Annotated in this window: 16 protein-coding genes; 1 reads left to right on the forward strand and 15 read right to left on the reverse strand. The window is 37.2% G+C overall.

Annotation, left to right across the window (positions count from 1 at the left end; all coding sequences use genetic code 11):
• Positions 1 to 977 precede the first annotated feature (977 nt).
• The 11 genes from T479_RS22475 to T479_RS22525 all read right to left on the reverse strand — a co-directional run bounded on the left by T479_RS22475 (position 978) and on the right by T479_RS22525 (position 12,859).
• A complete protein-coding gene (locus T479_RS22475) occupies positions 978 to 1,850 on the reverse strand; it encodes a tetratricopeptide repeat protein (RefSeq protein ID WP_025220893.1) in 873 nt (290 codons plus the stop codon).
• Between the two features lie 12 nt (positions 1,851 to 1,862).
• On the reverse strand, positions 1,863 to 2,810 hold the full coding sequence (locus T479_RS22480) for an ATP-binding protein (RefSeq protein ID WP_025220894.1): 948 nt from the start codon (positions 2,808 to 2,810) through the stop codon (positions 1,863 to 1,865).
• Positions 2,811 to 3,206: 396 nt separating this feature from the next.
• Positions 3,207 to 3,686 (reverse strand): 23S rRNA (pseudouridine(1915)-N(3))-methyltransferase RlmH, encoded by a 480-nt coding sequence (gene rlmH / locus T479_RS22485; RefSeq protein WP_025220895.1) that lies wholly within the window; start codon positions 3,684 to 3,686, stop codon positions 3,207 to 3,209.
• Between the two features lie 90 nt (positions 3,687 to 3,776).
• Positions 3,777 to 3,941: a CxxH/CxxC protein gene (locus tag T479_RS23430; RefSeq protein WP_036205521.1), complete on the reverse strand. Its 165-nt coding sequence runs from the start codon at positions 3,939 to 3,941 to the stop codon at positions 3,777 to 3,779.
• Positions 3,942 to 4,203: 262 nt separating this feature from the next.
• On the reverse strand, positions 4,204 to 5,499 hold the full coding sequence (locus T479_RS22495) for a S1C family serine protease (protein ID WP_025220896.1): 1,296 nt from the start codon (positions 5,497 to 5,499) through the stop codon (positions 4,204 to 4,206).
• Between the two features lie 182 nt (positions 5,500 to 5,681).
• A complete protein-coding gene (locus tag T479_RS22500) occupies positions 5,682 to 6,470 on the reverse strand; it encodes an MBL fold metallo-hydrolase (protein ID WP_024364330.1) in 789 nt (262 codons plus the stop codon).
• Between the two features lie 2 nt (positions 6,471 to 6,472).
• A complete protein-coding gene (locus T479_RS22505; protein WP_025220897.1) occupies positions 6,473 to 7,306 on the reverse strand; it encodes a two-component system regulatory protein YycI in 834 nt (277 codons plus the stop codon).
• On the reverse strand, positions 7,293 to 8,609 hold the full coding sequence (locus T479_RS22510) for a YycH family regulatory protein (protein WP_025220898.1): 1,317 nt from the start codon (positions 8,607 to 8,609) through the stop codon (positions 7,293 to 7,295). Before T479_RS22510 ends, T479_RS22505 begins: the two co-directional genes overlap by 14 nt.
• The gene (gene walK, locus T479_RS22515) at positions 8,606 to 10,471 is read right to left on the reverse strand and encodes a cell wall metabolism sensor histidine kinase WalK (RefSeq protein WP_024364333.1); all 1,866 of its coding nucleotides are present in this window, start codon (positions 10,469 to 10,471) and stop codon (positions 8,606 to 8,608) included. Before walK ends, T479_RS22510 begins: the two co-directional genes overlap by 4 nt.
• Before the next feature lie 5 nt (positions 10,472 to 10,476).
• The gene (yycF, locus tag T479_RS22520; protein WP_024364334.1) at positions 10,477 to 11,190 is read right to left on the reverse strand and encodes a cell wall metabolism response regulator VicR; all 714 of its coding nucleotides are present in this window, start codon (positions 11,188 to 11,190) and stop codon (positions 10,477 to 10,479) included.
• Between the two features lie 202 nt (positions 11,191 to 11,392).
• The gene (locus T479_RS22525) at positions 11,393 to 12,859 is read right to left on the reverse strand and encodes a M23 family metallopeptidase (protein ID WP_025220899.1); all 1,467 of its coding nucleotides are present in this window, start codon (positions 12,857 to 12,859) and stop codon (positions 11,393 to 11,395) included.
• 401 nt (positions 12,860 to 13,260) lie between these two features.
• Between T479_RS22525 and T479_RS22530 the strand changes: the two genes are divergently transcribed.
• A complete protein-coding gene (locus T479_RS22530) occupies positions 13,261 to 14,073 on the forward strand; it encodes a YitT family protein (RefSeq protein WP_167397278.1) in 813 nt (270 codons plus the stop codon).
• Positions 14,074 to 14,355: 282 nt separating this feature from the next.
• Here the strand turns inward: T479_RS22530 and T479_RS22535 are convergent, their stop codons facing one another.
• From T479_RS22535 to T479_RS22550, 4 genes are all read right to left on the reverse strand, one after another.
• On the reverse strand, positions 14,356 to 15,645 hold the full coding sequence (locus T479_RS22535) for an adenylosuccinate synthase (protein WP_024364654.1): 1,290 nt from the start codon (positions 15,643 to 15,645) through the stop codon (positions 14,356 to 14,358).
• Positions 15,646 to 15,834: 189 nt separating this feature from the next.
• Positions 15,835 to 17,196, reverse strand: coding sequence for a replicative DNA helicase (dnaB, locus tag T479_RS22540; RefSeq protein ID WP_024364653.1), 1,362 nt, complete (start codon positions 17,194 to 17,196; stop codon positions 15,835 to 15,837).
• A 13-nt stretch (positions 17,197 to 17,209) separates the two neighbouring features.
• Positions 17,210 to 17,656: a 50S ribosomal protein L9 gene (gene rplI / locus T479_RS22545; protein WP_025220900.1), complete on the reverse strand. Its 447-nt coding sequence runs from the start codon at positions 17,654 to 17,656 to the stop codon at positions 17,210 to 17,212.
• Complete coding sequence (locus T479_RS22550; protein WP_025220901.1) at positions 17,653 to 19,626, reverse strand: DHH family phosphoesterase; 1,974 nt, start codon at positions 19,624 to 19,626, stop codon at positions 17,653 to 17,655. Before T479_RS22550 ends, rplI begins: the two co-directional genes overlap by 4 nt.
• Positions 19,627 to 19,635: the final 9 nt, after the last annotated feature.

The raw sequence follows: 19,635 nt of genomic DNA on the forward strand, positions 1-19,635 counted from the left end.
TTCCTCCAGTATAAAATCTACCGTTACGTCAGATGCAACTACTTTCCTCAATAAATAAAAAAGAACACCGGTTTCGTGTTCTTTAGTGAATGACAATCTATATATTTTTGCGATGATTATTGTTGTGGGATTATCAACCGCACTTAAAGTAGGTACGGTGAACCTTACCTACTTTAAGTGCGGTTTTTATTTCGTTTACATTTGATCACCAATTATGCTACTCCAAAACCAAAAGAGGTTAGTCAATTTTATAAAGCTTGATTAATTCTTCCTTTCATAACTCTAGGAAGACTTAAAGTTCCATCCAAATATTTTCTTAGGGAAAACATAATTGGTTCACTATTCTCTCCTACACCAATTATGAGGCTTAAATCTTTTGGTGAATAGACAACTGTATGTAGCGTTCCGAAGTACTCTTTATAGTATTTAAAAAATAAAGGAGAATTTCCATTATTAAAATGGCGATAAACAGATATTTGGTGAAAGTTCCTTTGTTAATAGACTATTTATATACTCCTTACGCTTTACTGATCCTTGTATCTCTTTCCTATTTTTTTCTCGTAATGCTCATCGAAAGCTTTCAGTATTGATATTTAAGACTAAAACATAATTACCCGTGCACATTTATAATTTTTACCCCAAATGACTTGATTGCTTCCTGCAAAGGCTCATTCCCCCATATGGTAATCCAATTGGATTGAAATATAGTCTTTCAATCGTTTCACAAATTTCTACGCAGCCACCAAAAATAGGACACCCCATCTTCTGTAAAAAAGTCCATTAACGCTGCAGCATTATAAAAATTTTCAATTTGAATAGTGTCTCTTTCATTTTTTAATATAGCCAAATAAAGACTCAATTTGTTGCAATATAACACTATGGTGAAATGAAAATTCAATATAGCATTAGTTGCTAATAATATCGTCTCCCCTTATTATTTCAAAACGGATTATCAAACAGTGACTGCTTGGTATTATTTACACCTTTACAAATAACCGACCGAACACTTTTACATTGACAATCATTTTTGTTATCCAATGAGCAGCAACATATAAAATAATAAAAACAACTACAAGAGGCTTGAATAACATCCAGGCCACAAGCCAAATAAGAAATACCATTGCCGGCTTTACTTTATTTAACATTCTAGAAGGCACTAAGAGCCATTGGTACACCTTAAATTGCTTTTGCAAAATTTCCAAGTACTCTACTCTTAATTGCTGATTGTTAGGTTCTAATCGAACTGCATTTTCCAAATAAGACAATGCCTGCGCGTAATCTCCTCTCTGGTCAGCAGCCCAAGCTACATACAAAAAGACCGTCGAACTCTCTGAATCTAGTTGTAACGCTTGTTTTTCTGCTTGGAGAGCAATTTCTTGGTTCCCCAAAATACTTTCAACATAACTATAGCTCGCAAGATACAACGCATTGGATGGTTCCAACTTTAACGCTATAAGAAAACTTTCTTTCGCCTCCTCGTACTCCCCATTTTTATTGTAAATATTCCCTTTTAAAAAATAATAAAAGGCGTCATCAGGAAACAGCGTTAAAGCCTCTTGAATTGCAGTCATTGTCTCTTTATATTTACCAGCCGTGTAAAGTGTCCTTACCCTAAATTCCCATGCAATTTCATTTTCTGGGTCTTTCTTTAATGATTCTAGTGACCAATGTAAGGCCTTTTTGTGGTCCCCTTGTTTTAAATAAACCTTACTAAGTACGGCATAGCCATCCGCATCTTCGGGGTATTGTTGAATATAGTTTTCCGTCTCTTTAATGGCTTCTTGCAAACGTTCCCATTCATATAATTGTTCAATCCGGATGAATTGTGCATATTGCGCCTCTTCATTCACGCATTCCACACCCTATCTAATCTTATTCTCTTTTAAATATTCCAGGACTTGTTGATAGTCTTTATTCACATCACTAAAGGTGGCATAATTTTTAGCTGTTGAAAACCATTCCAAAGTTGTTGGCTTACGGCGGCTCAATGCTTCGCTTAAATCATTATTCGTTAACGGTTGTAATTCGCCCATTTCCAATGAACGTTGTAATGCGGACTCGATGGCATCCCCAACAAGTTGTTCAAGATCTGCCCCCGAGAAATGAGCTGTTTTACTAGCAATTTTTTTATGATTAAGTGCGTTCTGTGGCTTGTCTTTCAACTTTAGTTTCAGAATGACCTCCCTTTCCTCTACAGCAGGAGGGGAAATAAAAAGTAATTGATTGAAACGACCTGGTCTCCTTAATGCGGAATCCAAATACCACGGTGTATTCGTTGCACCAATGACATAAATGCCATTGTTATGAGCATCTAATCCATCTAACTCAAGAAGTAATTGATTGACAAGCATTCGCTCATGATGCTGTCTCATGTTTTGACGATTTCCACCAATTGCATCCAATTCATCAATAAATAAGACACATGGTTTGTTTTCCCGCGCAGCTTCAAATACATCGTGTAGATTATGTTCACTTTCTCCTATATACATCGATAAAATTGCCTGTAATTCCATATGTATAAAACTAGCGTTAATTTCACCAGCAATCGCTTTTGCTAAAAATGTTTTCCCACAACCTGGTGGTCCATAAAGCAGTAAACTTCCACCCGCTTCTTTCCCATATGCTTTAAAAAACTCCGGATTTTTAAGAGGGAGAATAAAATTCATTTGAATCTTTTTCTTAACTTCCTCCAAACCACCAACGTCAGCAAAAGTTTCACTCGGCTCAGTCTTTTCAATAAGCGTATTTCGATCTTTATCAAATTGGATTACTTTTAACTGTTTTCGTTTTCCTTCATGATCAATTGTCATAACAATCTCCTTCCCTTAAATTCACTTTATTCTATAAATATTGGAATAATTTTACGGGTTAATTTTAGAATATAATGTAAAAAACGTCTACAGGTCCAAAGACACGTTACAAAAGGTGCCAGTCGCTCCAACAAATATGCTAGAGTGACTGGCACCACGTTTATAGTATTATTGCCCTTGCACTGGAGTCCACAAAGAATTTTACATTGTATAAAAAAGAGAGCGATGTACCTGCTGAAAAAGAAACGATGCTCCAAAGTCTTAAAGCCAGATTCGCAAAAACATCAAGGGAATCAAATAATTGAAGTTTTAGAATGGAATAGAACGTAAAAATACATCAGTACATTTGAACGCTGAGAAATCAACAATTCTATGTGGTTCATTCAAAAACCACACCTACTTATGATAAGGCTCACCCTTAATAATGCGAAAGCTTCGGTAAATTTGCTCAATCAAGACTAGCTTCATTAGCTGATGTGGTAATGTCATCTTGCCAAATGATTGTTTTTCGTCGGCACGTTTGAGGACGTCGTCGTGTAGGCCGAGTGAACCGCCTATGACGAAGGCAATTTTACTTTTTCCATACGTCATCAAGGACTCGATATCGGTTGCCATTTCTTCAGATGTTTTCATTTTGCCGTTAATGGCAAGGGCGATCACGTATGTATCTGGGCTTAGTTTTGCAAGGATCCGTTCGCCTTCTTTTTTCTTCACAATTTCCATTTCTGCCTCGCTTAATTGCTCCGGTGCTTTTTCATCAGGCACTTCCGTTAACTCCATTTTGGCATAGCCACCAAGGCGTTTTACGTATTCGTCGATCCCCATTTTTAAGTACTTTTCTTTTAGTTTTCCGACTGATACAATTGTTATATTCACACGTTATCCACCTTTACATTTCATTTACAAACAAATTATCCACAAAAGTTATCAACATATCCACAAGTACTTTCTATATATTGTGTAAAGTTATTTACTTGATACAATATATTCTGCTGGCTGTTCGCAGTAACTACATTTTGTGGATAACTTTTTTTCCTTTTCTACTTTATCCATAATTGGGAATACTTTTTGCTCCGCAACAAACATGTCTAAAGCGTGATCTATATGCTTTTCGCAACTGAATTTTTCCATTTTTTCATGTCTCCTTATTTTCCGAAATTTCCACAAACTTATTCACAATTCGGTCTATGTTATCCACAACCTATTGTAACAAAGGAATAGCAAGTAGGAAAGAAAGGCTTTCTCTCGCTACTTGCTGTGTAAAGTAATTATGCACAAATTTCTAGTTATCCACATCTATATTTGTAAATTCTCTTAGTAAAATACATCTTGCGGATTAATTTTTTAAATTAAAAATCGGTAGTAGATTTTACATCTACCACCGATTAGCTTATTACAATGAATCGCTATTTGTTAATGTTAGTGTTAATTCCACTAACTTACCTTCGCGGTATACTTTCATTGTTAATGTATCACCAATTTTTTTGTCGTTGTACAAATGCTTACGTAAATCAATCGAAGTTTCGATTTTTTTACCGTCCATTTCAACAATTACATCATATTGTTTCACGCCTGCTTTTGAAGCTGGTGAGTTAGCGATAACATCTGTAATGACAACACCTGTTGTAATTTCTTTAGGTAATTTTAATGTTTGTTGTTGGTAGTACGCTGGTACGTCTGTTAAATCGACTAATGAAATCCCCATCGTTGGACGTTTCATTTCTCCATTTTTCTCTAATTCCTGAATAATTGGAATCGCTGAGTTGATTGGAATTGAGAAGCCCAGACCTTCCACTGACGATTCGGAAATTTTCATGGAGTTGATGCCGATTAATTCACCAGCTAAGTTCACTAGTGCACCACCACTATTACCAGGGTTAATAGCAGCATCTGTTTGTAACACTTCTTGTTGCCAATCCGCAACTTTGTCGCCATTTAAATCGACTGGTACTGAACGGTCTTTACCTGAAACAACACCTGTTGTTACAGAGCCATAAAATTCTAAACCTAGTGGATTCCCGATTGCAATCACTGTTTCACCTTGTTTTAGTACATCTGAGTTACCAAATGTCGCCACTGTTTTAACATCTTTTGCACTGATTGAAATAACAGCTAAGTCTGTCCAAACATCGCTACCGACTAATTGTGCCTCTTCTTTTGAGCCGTCTTGCATTGTTACTTCTAACTGTTTTGCGCCTTCAATAACGTGATTATTTGTGACGATAAAGGCTGTATCACCTTCTACTTTATAAATAACACCTGAGCCGCTTCCTGTTTCTTTATCTTGGGTTGTTTGCTGATTCCAAAAACCGCCACTTGCCACTTCTTGAATATTGGTAATACCTACAACAGCACCTGATGCTTTTTCTACAGCACCTGTAACATCAGTTGTTACTTCTGTTGCAACCTGATTGATGGTTGGCTCATTTTTACCAGAACTACTTGTTGTTGTCCCCGGCATCTGATTGACAAGCCCAGGAAGCATTAGCCACACGAGTAATGCACCGATAATAACCCCTATTAGACCACTAAAGAAATAGCCACCTTTTCCTCCGCCGTCTTTCTTTTTAGAACGCTTCGCTTGCATTTCTTTTTCCTCACGTTCCAATCTCTCCTGTAGAGGGGATTTTTGGATTTCATCATTATTTAGAAAATCACTGTTTTTGTCATCATCATTTAAATAACTCATGTTCCTCATCCTTTCGTACAACTTCTATCTATTAATTCTTGCCTTTATCATACGATTCAAACATTAAAATTACATGAAAAATAAATAAAATGGACATAAAAAATAGCTGTTCAATGCATTAACTATAAAATGTCATTGAACAGCTTTTCTTTTTTATACGAACGCTTGAACCTGATTTATTCTTAAACCGTTACTAGCTTTGTTGGCTCCTCTGCATCCGTATCTACTAAATGAACAAACTCACCTGCGATAATCCCGCAAGATTGCAACGTTTGTGTCACACTCATACGCGCAAGCTCTTTCATATTATTATCTTTACTTAAATGGGCTAAATAAATATTCGTTGGCTTTTCAAATACTACCTCGCTCATTGCAATAGCAGCATCTTCGTTCGATACGTGTCCTACATCACTCAAAATACGACGTTTTATAGACCACGGATAGCGACCCATTTGTAGCATATTGACATCATGATTACTTTCAAACACGAAGGAATCTGCGCCACGGATAATGCCCTTCATACGATCACTAACATAGCCTGTATCGGTAATAACCACGAGTTTACGACCATTTTCATGAAATGAATAAAACATCGGATCTGCTGCATCATGTGAAACAGCAAAAGATTCTATAGCTAAAGAGCCAAAATGCTTCACCGTCTCCATTTCAAACTCAAAACGTTGCTCTAGCGGAATATCTCCAACGAGTCCATCCATTGCTTGCCACGTTTTAGCATTTGCATATACCGGTACATTGTATTTCCGAGCCAAGACACCAATTCCTTTAATATGATCACTGTGCTCATGTGTAACTAAAATGCCACTTAGCTGTTTCATATTGCGATCGATTTTTGTGAAGAGCTGCTCCATCTTTTTGCCACTTAAGCCAGCATCGACAATAAATGCATGATTATCGTTCTCTACATAAATCGAATTGCCTGTACTACCACTTGCTAAAACACTAAATCGCATCTTTAAACTCCCCAGTCTTCTTCTTCAACCTCTTGCTTTTCTTCTTGAATTTCAATAATCTTACCTTCCACAGCATCAACAAAATACTCTTCCATTTCACCATCTTCTAATTTCACTCGTACTTCCCATGTTGGCAATAGTACTTGTGTTTGCGTTAAATAGACAAGTGTGGAATAGCCTAGCTGCATCTTGTCAACATGTGAATCTGGCTTTAAAAGCCCTTTTGCGTATAATGCTTGCACCACTTGAATCGGCGGTAGCACACTTTGTTGTTGCTCCACTTCCTCAATATTGTCTAGCATCGTTTGTTCATACATCGTTACTTCATCGTTGGCATTCCATTGTATTTTTAACAGCCCACTCTTATTGTAATAGAGCATTCGGTTATTTGTTTTTTGAAAGAAGATGGCTACACGCTCTTCACGATTAACCTTCCATAATCCATAGGAACTGCCTTCTTTAATATTTGCTTGCACAAATTCTGTGAAACTGGCATCATCATTAACATTTCGCAATTTTACTGGATTTACGAGAATGACATGCGCCTCTTTTCCTTCTAATTTTGCATCTAAATTATTTACGCGATGATTAGGATTAGTAAAATCAGCAGCCTTAAAAGTGTGGACTTTACCCTTAATAAAGGTAGCTGATTCCACATTATTGGGCAGTATACCATACGTAATATTATCCTCTTTCAATCGAGCATCTATCGTTTTCTCACCTGTTACTTCAACACTTTGCGCCTCATTGTAACGATTAACATACAATGAATATAAGAATATATTTAATATTAAAAAGACAACTATAAAAATGGATTTTGTTCTATTCCAATCCATTTTTTACACCCCCAAGCATCTCAGGTGTCAGTAAAACCCATGAACCATTGCGAATAACAAACCAGCTTGGCTCTAATGTAAATAATCTTAAATTTTCATCTTGTGTTAAATAATATCCAACAGCAATTTCATCGATATCTGATAATACAATATTATTAAGTTTATGAATTTTTTCAACGATTTCTGTACCAGATGGCAGTTCTTTAATCTCTTTTTCCGATATGTCTAAAGAGAAGTATGGACGATTGTAGCGGAAAATGCGGGTATCTCCCCATACCGTTTTGATTCGCGTACTTGCTTGATCACTATAGACGGGGAACCCTTGTAAATACAGCTGGTACTCGATTTGATTTTTACTTGGATTGCTTGATACATAGCGGTAATCTGTTGTAAAGCCTCCGTGCTCATTGATAAATTCAAAACTATCTCGGAAGAGTTTCGATGGCTCTATGCGTTCACTACTTTCTGCCGCTGGATATACATAAGTCAATGATTTAAACCTTGTATCCACAGTCATTAGAGAAAAGCCATCGGTATATTTTTCAAATGTCGCACTTTCTACATTACGCTGTACAACGTTTGGCTCTGAAAATAAGACATTTTTAAATAATTCAGGTGAAAGTTCATTCATATAATACGTATATTTTACAGATTCAATTGTATCATTTGGCACGTATAGCGACGTATAGCCATCTCGTTCCACTTCTTTATACGTACTATGCAGTTTAGATGGTTCAATAATATCTTTTGCAAATTGATTGGCATTTGTAATACTTACATGTGAGCGTAACAGAGTTTTGTTAGAGCTACTAATGAAATACATTTGTACTTCTTTGTTAGCGTAATTTGTCCAATCGATTATAATGCGATTAAACGTTGTCTCTGGTAACTCTTTTTCACCAAAGTTAAAAATTGTACCTAGCTCTGAAAATGGAATTTCCCCAGCAAAAAATACAGTCATACGGTTATTAGCACGTATCATCTCATTAACATTTTCTGGTGAAATATTATTGTTCACTCGAACTAGGTCTAGGATGTTCCAACCATGAAAGATATTCATAATATCTTTCATGACGCCGTTTGATACAGTACCTGTTAATTCTTCATCACTGCTATAAAGAGTTTTATACGGCTTAATAACATCTTCTATTTTCTTTTGTGTTCCAATTAAAATTTCCTTACCTTCTGTTTGCTCAATTACTTTGTAATCAGGCGTATATGTCCAAATAATAAAGGTTAGCACAACACTTAGCATAACGAGTAGAAATAAAACAATGGATTTTACCGGTTCTATATATTTCATTCCCACTCACCTGCCTCGTCAAAATCATCTAATTCAAATGGTAATGTGAAGAAAACGGTTGTCCCATATCCTTCTTCACTTTCAGCCCAAATCTTCCCACCATGTGCTTCAATCATTTCTCGCGCAATCGCTAGCCCAAGACCTGTACCACCCATAGAGCGTGCACGGGCGCGATCCACGCGATAAAAACGATCAAAAATACGCCCTACATTTTCTTTTGGAATGCCCATGCCATCATCCGAAATCATGACCTTCAGTGTATCTCCTTGGACGGTAAAACCAAAACGTACACTACCCCCATCTGGAGAATATTTTATTGCATTTGAGATCACATTATCAATTACTTGCGTCACCTTATCCGTATCAATTTCAACGTAATAGGATGTCTCTGGAAGTAATCGTTCAAATGTTACATTTTCTGATTTAGACATTTCAAAGCGATCGATAATCCGATTAAAGAATGAATTAAATAACACAATATCTGTGTTCAATTTGTAATTACTACTATCCATTCGTGATAATTGTAGTAAATCATTCACTAAACGAATCATTCGCTCTGTCTCTGTTTGCGTAACATTTAAAAATGTAGGTGCTATATTTTCGTCTTTCCAAGCCCCATCAATTAATGCCTCAAGGTAACTACGCATCGTTGTTAATGGTGTACGAAGTTCGTGTGAGACATTCGATACAAACTCTCTACGCTCCATTTCAATCTTTTCCTGTTCCGTAATATCATGAAGTACAGTAATTAACCCATTAATAAACCCTGTTTCTTTTTGAATTACCGAGAAATTGGCACGTAAAATATACGGTGCCTCTGATGTGCTAAAATCCAAATTGACGGCATCATTCATATGGATTAAATCCTCAAAGCTATATTCTTGGTCGATGCCTAACACCGAAGCGATTGGACGTCCCAATGTGATATCCCTCGAAATATGCAATAACTCTAAGGCTGGATCATTAATAAGAATAATGCGTCCTTTACGGTCTGTTGCAATTACACCATCGGTCATATTACTAAGGACCGAATGAAGTTTCCGTCGTTCAGCCTCTGTCGTCGATTGAGACTCTTGCAATCGATTGGTTAAGTGGTTAAATGTAGTAGCCAGTTGGCCAATCTCGTCAGTTCCATAGACTCGTACTTTACGAGAAAAGTTCCCTTTCGCCATGGCTTGTGCTTGTTTACGCATATCAGCAATCGGTTGCGTAATCGTACGCGCTACTAAAATGCCTAAGAAAATAGTAACCACTAATGATACAGCGGTACCCCCTAGGAAAATACGGTTAATATCACTCATTTGCTCAAAAACAGATTCAATATTTGCTTCAATGTATAGCACCCCGATAATTTCATCATCAGGTCCAGCGCCATCACGAATTGGCGTTGCCAACACCCATACTCGATTTCTCGTTTTATTGTCCAATTTTATCAGATCAAATAGTGTTTCGGCTGATATAGCTCGACGAACAAGGTCTGTATTCGAACGTTGTCCTATTAAATTTTGATTATCTACTTCTGAAGTTGCAAGTATACGCTGTCTACTATCAATTACGCGAATTTCTAAAATATCGCCTGTCGAAACATCCTTCAACCCTGTGGAAAATTCTTTTACAATGGATTTCAAACTTTCCTCAAGTGAAGGCATACTTTCATCGCGTTCTTTTAAAATTTCTTCACGAATGCTATATTGCATCAAATCTACACGCTGAAAAATAGACTCTTGAAAATTACTTTTCAAATTTTCCTCTAGTTGCTTTGCAAAATAGATGCCTATAATTTGTAACGCCAACATAATCAACAAAATATAAATTAGTACAAGCTTGACATGAATTGATTTAAAGAAGCTTACTTTCTGCATTTCCTTTACTCCTGTTCAGGATTTCGTAAATAATACCCTACGCCACGTCTAGTGACAATCCATGCCGGATGACTTGGATTATCCTCGATCTTTTCACGAAGGCGACGAATCGTTACATCGACTGTACGTACGTCTCCGAAATAATCGTAACCCCATACAGTTTGTAAAAGATGCTCACGCGTCATCACTTGTCCAATATGTTTTCCTAAATAATGTAGCAATTCAAACTCACGATGTGTTAATTCAATTGCTTCATCGCGCTTCATCACCTGATAAGCGTCAGGTTGAATAACAAGAGAGCCTACTACAATCTCATTGGATGTTTCCTCTTCTTCCTCTGCTGCAGGAGCTACTACTTGAAGGCGACGCATATTCGCTTTCACACGCGCGATTAACTCACGAGTACTAAAGGGCTTCGTTACGTAATCATCCGCACCCATTTCTAACCCTAATACTTTATCAATCTCTGAGCCTTTAGCGGTTAACATAATAATAGGGAAATCGTATTTTTTTCGAATTTCTCTACAAACTTCCATACCATCTCTTTTTGGTAACATTATATCTAACAGCATTAAATCTGGCTGCTCTTCCTCAACCTTTTCTAATGCCTCATCTCCATCATACGCACAAATTACTTTGTAGCCTTCTTTAATTAAATTAAACTGTAAAATATCTGCGATTGGTTTCTCATCGTCAACAACTAAAATTGTTTTACTCATACATTCTCTCCCTTTCGCTATTCATCTATTCTAAACAATGTGTATTTGTAAAGTTACTACTCTTAACTGTAACATGCTTTTTGCTTCCATGCATTATTCACAAACAGTTTCCGTATTTCGACAATTATTTCTTGGGAAATAATTTAGTTTTTTATGCTTACTATACAAAAAAGCAGCCCACTATTTGGACTGCCTTTTACAATTACTGACCTACATATGATAAAGGATTGACCAGCTCACCATTTTTCTCAACTTCAAAGTGTAAATGTGTACCTGTTGAATTTCCTGTAGAGCCCATAATTCCAATAACAGAACCTTTTTCAACAACCTGCCCAACGCTAACCTTTATAGAAGATAAGTGTCCATAAAGCGTTGTATAGCCGTTTTTATGATTGATAACAATGCGATTACCATAGGTACCCGAAACGCCAGCAGCTACTACTACACCATTATCTGAAGCTAGTATATTGTAGTTACTAGGACGAGCAATGTCGATTCCGCGATGGATATCACCCCAACGTTGTCCCATAACACTAGATACATAGCCTCCGACTGTTGGCCAAACAAACTCACCCGTTCCACGAGACGAGATTACTTTTGTCCCTACTACTTCAATATGATCCACTGGTTGTTGTAACACTTTTTCTTCTAAAGCTACTTTAGAGGTACGTGTGCCATTTTCAGTCGTGATTAAGTAAGAGGTTTCCTTTTTCCCGTTAACGCCTTGTTGTTTTATAACGGACTCCCCTTTGTACATTGTAGGGTCTTCTTTCATTATTTTTTTAAATGGAATTGTATCTGTAACGGTCTTTTCTTGTTTTACTTCAATAGTTACAAATGGTTTTGCAACCGTAACTTTTAGTGCTTGTCCTATTTGTAACACGGTATCTACTGTCAGACCAGGATTTAATTCAATTAATTCAGCAGTTGTTAAATTATGTTTTTTAGCGACTGCTCCTAATACATCCCCTGATTGAATTTTATATTCTTTTTGCTCAAGGGATCCTGTCATTAAGTATTTCACTGCCTCTTCAGGCGATACAATGGCATTAGGATTTACTTTTTGTGTTACACCTGAAACACCTTGTTTAAACGCAATATTTAACAGGCGTGATTCACCAGACTGTAAAGCTGGTAATTCATTTATAGATTGTTGGTTAGCAAGTAAATCATCTAACGCTGGTTGAGAAACATATTGTAGCTTTAATAAGCGAATTGTTTCTTCATAGGCTTTCGCATCTTTTAAAAAGGTGATTGGCTTATTATCTACTAGTAATGCAAAGGCAGGTGATTGTGCAACTAATGATTGCTCTAATTTTGCCAATGTTTCTGCATCCTTTGTTTCATTACTAAACACTTGCTCTGGTATTATTTTCACAACCGAGTTAGCATCGATTAATAAGTCTTTATACTGATTACTTGCTTGCTGTTCTTTCGATGCAATTATTTCTTGAACAGCTTTGTCATCAGATACAGCACCCATATATTCATTTTCTACATATACATGATATATTTTATTTAGTGTTTCTTTATGATTATTTTCTTTTGTAAAGCCTGCGCTTATTGTGAAACTAGCCATTAGTACCGCAATAATTGACACTTTTTTAAAAGAAGAAAAATTGTAGGTGAATCGATTGCTTTCTTCTTTTTTATTACAAGACGAACTCATCAATAAAGCCCCTTCCAACTTTAGCCTAACATAGGTTTAATTACCCACAAAGATTTTGCACCACTATAATGTACCATAAAGAAAATGGCGTTTGAATATTTTATCCCTTTTGTAATGAAAATGTATTATTTCTCTACGAATTGTTACATAAATCTTATATTTGATAATCTTATTCTCACTCCTTTTATTTTTAAATTAGGAAGTATTATCCTTATTATTTTGTTTTAGATGAGTATTTAAACATATTTCTTTTTACTTTTTCAATATTTCGATAAAATAGAGTAAGAGACGTATACTAGTTGATTGGAGCGATTGATTTGAGTGATTCACAGACCACTAAGATAGCTAAAGCAAGACAGCAAAAAAAGAATACAATTCGGAAAATAACCGCCCGAATTGTTATGGTTGCCATAGGTGCTATCATTATGGCATTAGGACTAGAGCTATTTTTAGTACCCAACCATATTATGGACGGAGGAATCGTTGGTGTTTCCATTATTACCTCGCATTTATTAAGCTTACCCCTAGGTATTTTCATCTTCGTTTTAAACTTACCTTTTATCTTTTTAGGCTATAAACAGATTGGTAAAACATTTGCACTTTCTACAGGGCTTGGCATCACAGTGCTCTCCGTAACCACAATCTTCTTACATAATCTTGAACCATTTACAACAGACACTTTACTTGCGACAGTTTTTGGTGGCATGATTTTAGGTATTGGTGTCGGTATCGTTATACGTTACGGTGGTTCTTTAGATGGAACTGAAATTTTAGCCATTTTATTTAATAGAAAATCTCCATTCTCAGTCGGAGAGATTATTATGTTCTTCAATGTACTGATTTTTACCATTGCAGGTTTTGTTTTCACATGGGAGCAAGCTATGTACTCTATCATTGCCTATTATATAGCCTATAAAATGATTGATATTGTTATACAAGGGATGGAAGAGTCAAAATCTGTTTATATTATCAGTGATGAAATTGAAGAAATTGGGCAAACTATTATGGATCGACTTGGTCGTGGGGTTACTTTTCTTCACGGGGAGGGGGCCTACACAGGCAACGACAAAAAAGTTATTTTTACCGTTATTACACGCTTGGAAGAATCAAAATTGAAAACAATTGTTGCGGAAATAGACGACCATGCATTCCTTGCAATAGGGAATATTGCAGAAGTTAAAGGTGGCCGCTTCAAGAAGAAGGATATTCACTAAAAAGTACAGCTTGGACAAAAGAGAAAAAGTGTTAGATTGACTCAAATCAATCTAACACTTTTTACTATGTCCGTTGTTGTCCGCTACGGCGGACGCTTTCCGCGGGCACACCGTAAGCCGCAATCCTCGCTGTCGCGCGGCTTGTTGCATCTTACGTGCTGTGCGTTCCCGCAGGAGTCGCCCGCCTTCGCTATCAACAACTATAAGGTTCCATTCATTTTAAACAGTGGAGATTTACGAATACCGTTTTCCCTCTTTTTAAAATTGATCCTCGTCTCTTGATTATGCTTCCCAAATGTCTACTAATACATTTGTTTGTTCACGACCAGGGCCGACAGAGAAGGTAGCAATTTGAATGCCCGTTAATTCACTTACACGTTCTACATAGCGTCGTGCATTCTCTGGTAACTCTTCTAATGTGCGGCAGCCTGTAACATCTTCTGACCAGCCTGGAAGCTCCTCATAAATAGGTTCACATTGTTCAATAATATGAAGATTTGCTGGGTACTCTGTAATTGTTTCATCTTTATATTTATAAGCTGTACAGATTTTTACAGTGTCTAAACCTGATAAAACATCAATTGAATTTAATGCTAAATGCGTAATACCACTTACACGGCGTGAATGGCGAACGACAACTGTATCAAACCAGCCTACACGACGAGGGCGTCCAGTCGTTGTACCATATTCGCGACCTACTTCACGAATTTGCTGGCCAACTTCGTCAAATAATTCAGTTGGGAATGGGCCATCTCCTACACGTGATGTATAGGCTTTACATACTCCAATAACACTTGAAACTTTTGATGGGCCAATACCTGCACCAATCGCTACACCACCAGCAACAGGGTTTGAAGAAGTAACAAATGGATAAGTCCCTTGATCGACATCAAGTAAAATACCTTGTGCCCCTTCAAATAATACTCTGCCACCTTCATCTAATACATCATTTAAAATTTTTGAAGTATCTGTAACATATTTTGCGATTTCTTGTCCATAACCGTAATATTCTTCGAAGATTTCTTCGAATGTTACACCTTCCACTTCATAAAATTTCTCGAACAACTTATTTTTAATTGCTAAATTATGACGTAGTTTTTCTTCAAATACTTCTTTATCTAATAAATCAGCCATACGGATACCGATACGTGCTACTTTATCTTGATAGCAAGGTCCGATACCTTTACAAGTTGTACCGATTTTGTTATCGCCACGGCTTTCTTCATCTGCGATATCTTGTTTAATATGATATGGTAAAATGACATGGGCACGATTTGAAATTCGAAGATTTTCTGTATTGATGCCTCGTTCCTGCAGTCCTTTTAATTCTGTTACAAGTGATTTTGGGTTAACAACCATCCCATTTCCCATTACAGACGTTTTTTCTTTGTAGAAAATACCTGATGGGATTAAATGCAACTTATATGTTTCACCATTAATTTTAATGGTATGTCCAGCGTTATCGCCACCTGCAAAGCGGGCAATAGCATCTGCCTTTTGTGAAAGGAAATCTGTAATTTTACCTTTACCTTCGTCTCCCCACTGTGTTCCTACAACTACAACTGATGTCATAATCAGCACCTCCGTTAGATACGTATTGTATCTCATTAATCAAGCCGTAAATTATTGTAACAATGTTAGAAACAACTCGTCAATAAAAAAATAGTTAAAAACACGAACATAAAATCAATTACTATGATTTAACGTTCGTGTTTAATGACGGAATGGTATGAATATTATCTCATTAATAGATAAATATTACTAATCACGTGGTGGCGGTGGTGGCATTTGTGACCAATCCACGTTTATAAATTTATTGAATTCCTTTTTAAAAGCAAGTGTAACTGTTCCTGTAGGACCGTTACGCTGTTTAGCAATAATAATTTCAATCATATTTTTACTCTCGGACTCTTTATCGTAATAGTCATCACGATATAAGAAGGCAACAATATCGGCATCTTGCTCAATACTTCCTGATTCACGTAAGTCACTCATCATTGGTCGCTTATCCTGACGTTGCTCCACACCACGCGAAAGCTGTGATAGTGCAATTACTGGTACCTTTAACTCACGTGCTAATCCTTTTAATGAACGTGAGATTTCTGATACTTCTTGTTGACGGTTCTCTCCAGGCTTCCCACTACCCTGAATAAGCTGTAAGTAATCGATTAGAATCATTCCAAGTCCATGCTCTTGTGCTAAACGTCTACACTTTGCTCGAATTTCATTGATACGGACACCTGGCGTGTCATCAATAAAAATACCTGAATTCGATAAACTTCCCATTGCCATCGTTAGTTTACCCCAATCTTCGGTAGTTAAAGCACCTGTACGTAAAACTTGTGCATCAATATTTCCTTCGGCACATAGCATACGCATGACAAGCTGCTCAGCACCCATCTCTAATGAGAAGATGGCAACATTTTCACGTGCTTGTACAGCTACACTTTGTGCAACATTTAATGCAAAAGCCGTTTTCCCTACAGAAGGTCGTGCCGCAACAATAATCAAGTCATTGCGTTGGAAGCCTGCTGTAATATGGTCTAAATCACGGAAGCCTGTTGGAATACCTGTTACATCGCCCTTACGTGATTGAAGCTGCTCGATATTATCGAATGTCTCGACTAAAACATCTTTTACATGTTTAAAGTCGCCAGCATTTTTGCGGTTGGCGACCTCCATCATTTTCTTCTCTGCTTCACCGAGTAATGCCTCTACCTCGTCCTCACGTGTGTAGCCATCTTCAACTATTTTTGTAGCTACACGGATTAAACGACGTAATAACGCTTTTTCCTCAACGATTTTGGCATAGTGAGCAACGTTTGCTGCCGTAGGGACAGCATTGGCGAGCTCTAGTAAATACGATAGCCCGCCAACATCCTCAATCTCTTTTTTTGCTGATAATTCCTCAGTAACTGTTACAACATCTATCGCTTTTCCTTGATCACTTAAACGCAACATGGTCTCAAAAATCTTCTTATGCGCGTTTTGGTAAAAATCATCAGCTAACAGTATTTCCGATGCTGTGATTAGTGCCTGTGGTTCTAGAAAAATTGCACCGATAACCGATTGCTCCGCTTCCCGGTTATGCGGTGGAACGCGGTCTATCATCGGTTCGTTCATGGATAGTCGCCCCTTATTCTTCCGTTACTTGTACTTTTAATGTCGCTGATACTTCGTGATGTAGTTTTACAGGTACATTTGTAAAGCCTAGTGCACGGATGCCATCAGGTAAAGTCATTTTGCGTTTATCAATTTTAATGCCATGTACTTTTTGCAGTGTTTCTGCAATTTGTTTTGTCGAAACTGAACCGAATAAGCGTCCACCATCTCCTGATTTTGCTTTTAACTCCACTGTTAATGCTTCTAGCTTTTCTTTTAAAGCTTGTGCTTCAGCTAATTCTGCTGCTGCGTTTTTTTCTTCTAGTTTCTTTTGACCTTGTAATTGGCTCATTGCTTGTGCATTTGCTTCTGCAGCATAACCGTTTTTAATTAGGAAGTTTTGTGCATAGCCATCTGCTACATTTTTTACTTCCCCTTTTTTTCCTTTACCTTTAACATCTTTTAAAAATACTACTTTCATAATTCAGAACTCCCTTCGAGTACCTCATATATGGCCTCTTCTAAATATTTTTTTACTTCACTAATGGAAAGTGCTTCTATTTGGCAAGCAGCATTTGTTAAATGCCCGCCACCGCCGAGCCTTTCCATGATAAGCTGTACATTTACTTCTCCTAATGACCTTGCACTAATACCAATTTTACCATCAGCACGATGCGCAATGACAAAAGATGCGTTTACATCTTTCATCGTTAGTAAAATATCAGCCGTTTGCGCGATTAAAACGGAATCGTAAATTTTTGAATCTTCACCTACGGCTAGTGCGATGCCAGGCTTCACGAATTTCACAGTTTGCACAATTTTCGAACGTTCAATATACGTATGGATGTCTTCTTTTAGAAGTCTTTGTACTAAAACTGTATCGGCTCCATTTGTTCGTAAATAAGAAGCTGCCTCAAACGTGCGGGCACCTGTACGAAGTGTAAAACTCTTTGTATCTACAATAATCCCTGCTAATAGCGCTGTCGCTTCTAGCATATTAATTTTTGCCCGCTTTGGCTGATACTCTAATAACTCAGTAACAAGCTCTGCTGTAGACGAAGCATAAGGCTCCATATACACAAGCGTTGGATTTTCAATAAAGTCTTCACTACGACGATGATGGTCGATTACGACTACCTTTTCCGCAAGCTTTAATAAGTATGGATCAATGACTAAATTCGGCTTATGTGTATCTACAATAATAAGTAAGGATTTTTCAGTCATTTTTGTAGCCACTTCTTCTGGCGTTAAGAAGTGCTCGTAGAAATCGGATTTACTTTCAATTTCATTCATTAAACGTGTGACACTACCGTTCAGTTCATCAAAATTAATGACGACATAGCCTTTTACATCATTCATTTGAGCCATTTTGCGAACCCCAACAGATGCACCAATAGAGTCCATATCAGGATTTTTATGTCCCATAACAAACACTTGGTCACTGTCTTGTATTAAATCACGTAGGGCATGTGAGATAACCCGCGCCCTAACACGTGTACGTTTTTCAACAGGGTTGGTTTTCCCTCCATAGAACTTGAGCTTTCCTGTAGGTTGTTTGATGGCTACCTGATCCCCACCACGACCTAAAACAAGATCTAAACTCGATTGGGCTAATTCACCAAGTTCCACTAGTGAAGAAGAGCCAGCACCAACACCAATACTTAGTGTTAGTGAAAGGTTTTTTTGTGCTGTCTTTTCACGAATTGTATCTAAAATAGCAAATTTTTTCTTTTCTAGTTCTGTTAAAATCGATTCATTTAAAACTGCTAAAAAACGATCCGATGAAATTCGTTTGACAAATATTCCGTGCTCCGCTGCCCAGTCATTGACAATAGACGTTACCATCGTATTAGTTAAGCTACGCGGCTGGTCATCCATTGCTTGTGTAATTTCATCATAGTTATCGACAAATAAAATAGCAATAACTGTACGATCTGCAAAGTATTGTTTTTCAATTGCAATTTGCTCTGTAATATCGAAGAAATATAGTAGACGCTCCTCTTCCTTGTAAAAGACACGATATTTACGATCACGAAGCGTAATCGTTGCTTCTTTTGTTTCCTCGGTCTTCATCAGTACGTAGATGTCGTCGGATATATTGACAATTCCTTCACCCACTAATGCCTCATTGTTTAATACATTTTGCATATATGGGTTTGACCACTCAATTTCGTATTCCTCATTGACGAGCAATATCCCAATCGGCATTTCAAGTAATGCCTCTTCCCCAACCTTTTTCATACGGAAGGAAATGGATTCTATATGCTTTTCGGTCTCTTCAAAAGTAGCTTTTTCAATTTTCCATGTGTAGGCCATTAACAACGCAAAGCCTACTCCATAGCCAATACCAATCGCGATATTCCAAATACAAAGAAGCGCGAACGTCACAATGCCAAAAATGGAAAGAACAAAAAGCGGATAGCGGATTGGTCGTTTTCTAAAAGTCCCCATTACTCATCA

It is taken from the genome of Lysinibacillus sphaericus (genome assembly GCF_000600105.1).
Taxonomy (GTDB): domain Bacteria; phylum Bacillota; class Bacilli; order Bacillales_A; family Planococcaceae; genus Lysinibacillus; species Lysinibacillus sphaericus.

Coding starts and splice junctions, on each gene's coding strand:
- T479_RS22480 (WP_025220894.1), bottom strand. CDS start 2,810: ATGACAATTGATCATGAAGGAAAACGAAAACAGTTAAAAGTAATCCAA.
- T479_RS23430 (WP_036205521.1), bottom strand. CDS start 3,941: ATGGAAAAATTCAGTTGCGAAAAGCATATAGATCACGCTTTAGACATG.
- T479_RS22495 (WP_025220896.1), bottom strand. CDS start 5,499: ATGAGTTATTTAAATGATGATGACAAAAACAGTGATTTTCTAAATAAT.
- T479_RS22500 (WP_024364330.1), bottom strand. CDS start 6,470: ATGCGATTTAGTGTTTTAGCAAGTGGTAGTACAGGCAATTCGATTTAT.
- T479_RS22505 (WP_025220897.1), bottom strand. CDS start 7,306: ATGGATTGGAATAGAACAAAATCCATTTTTATAGTTGTCTTTTTAATA.
- T479_RS22510 (WP_025220898.1), bottom strand. CDS start 8,609: ATGAAATATATAGAACCGGTAAAATCCATTGTTTTATTTCTACTCGTT.
- walK (WP_024364333.1), bottom strand. CDS start 10,471: ATGCAGAAAGTAAGCTTCTTTAAATCAATTCATGTCAAGCTTGTACTA.
- yycF (WP_024364334.1), bottom strand. CDS start 11,190: ATGAGTAAAACAATTTTAGTTGTTGACGATGAGAAACCAATCGCAGAT.
- T479_RS22525 (WP_025220899.1), bottom strand. CDS start 12,859: ATGAGTTCGTCTTGTAATAAAAAAGAAGAAAGCAATCGATTCACCTAC.
- T479_RS22530 (WP_167397278.1), top strand. CDS start 13,261: ATGGTTGCCATAGGTGCTATCATTATGGCATTAGGACTAGAGCTATTT.
- T479_RS22535 (WP_024364654.1), bottom strand. CDS start 15,645: ATGACATCAGTTGTAGTTGTAGGAACACAGTGGGGAGACGAAGGTAAA.
- dnaB (WP_024364653.1), bottom strand. CDS start 17,196: ATGAACGAACCGATGATAGACCGCGTTCCACCGCATAACCGGGAAGCG.
- rplI (WP_025220900.1), bottom strand. CDS start 17,656: ATGAAAGTAGTATTTTTAAAAGATGTTAAAGGTAAAGGAAAAAAAGGG.
- T479_RS22550 (WP_025220901.1), bottom strand. CDS start 19,626: ATGGGGACTTTTAGAAAACGACCAATCCGCTATCCGCTTTTTGTTCTT.